Annotated in this window: 1 protein-coding gene; it reads right to left on the bottom strand. The window is 51.9% G+C overall.

Features of this window, described 5'->3' with window-relative positions:
* Positions 1–16: 16 nt before the first annotated feature.
* A protein-coding gene (locus ACO0LI_RS30600) for an IS5 family transposase (RefSeq protein WP_423037700.1) occupies positions 17–825 on the bottom strand; the annotation gives its coding sequence in 2 pieces (ribosomal slippage) (positions 17–477 and positions 477–825; 810 coding nt in all).
* Positions 826–829: the final 4 nt, after the last annotated feature.

The raw sequence follows: 829 nt of genomic DNA, 5'->3' as shown, positions 1-829 counted from the left end.
AGAAGCTGTTGCGAAATTAAATTAAAGGTTTAAGAAAGTTCCAGCAAATGAGAGAACAAGCCAACGAAAGAAATGCTTCGTGTGTCATAGCTAGTTTCTCATAACGCATTTTTAGACGACGGTAAGAATGAAGCCAGGCAATCGAACGCTCAACCACCCAACGTGTTTTTCCCAAACCACTACCGTGCGCAGTGCGGCGTTTTGCTAGTTCAGGAATGATCGCTTGTTGGCGCAAAAGAATACGGATAGGCTCAGAATCATAACCGCGATCTCCTTGCAAGATTTTTGGCTTTCGCAGAGGTCTTCCTCGTTTGCCTGCGATCGCGGGTATGGCTTTGACCAGCGGCAGCAACTGAGTCACGTCGTGGGAGTTGGCACCGGTCAAGATCACCGCAAGCGGGATGCCCTTTTGTTCGGTGATGAGGTGGTGCTTACTGCCGAGCTTACGCCGATCGACGGGACTAGGTCCCGTTTTTTTCCAGCAAACATGGCACGTACCGAAGAGCTGTCGACGATGGCGCGCTCAAGATCGAGTTGCCCACGCTGGCGTAATTCAGCCAATAGCACTTCGTGAATGCGCTGCCATACACCGGCTTGTTGCCATTGGACCAGTCGCCGCCAGCATGCTGTTCCGGAGCCGCAACCCATTTCTTGTGGCAGCAAGTTCCATGCAATGCCAGAGCGCAGTACGAACACGATTCCCGTCAATACGGCACGGTCATCCGTCGGCTTGCGTCCTGCATATTGTCTATGGCGAGACGCTCTCTTCGGTAACAAAGGCTCGATTCTGCTCCACAGTTGGTCATCTATCAGTTCTTTTGGCATCGCT

The sequence above is a fragment of the Undibacterium sp. Tian12W genome (assembly GCF_049339405.1).
Lineage (GTDB): Bacteria > Pseudomonadota > Gammaproteobacteria > Burkholderiales > Burkholderiaceae_D > Undibacterium.
The sequence above is the reverse complement of the archived record's forward strand: the minus strand, read 5'-3'. Positions and strand labels throughout refer to the sequence as shown.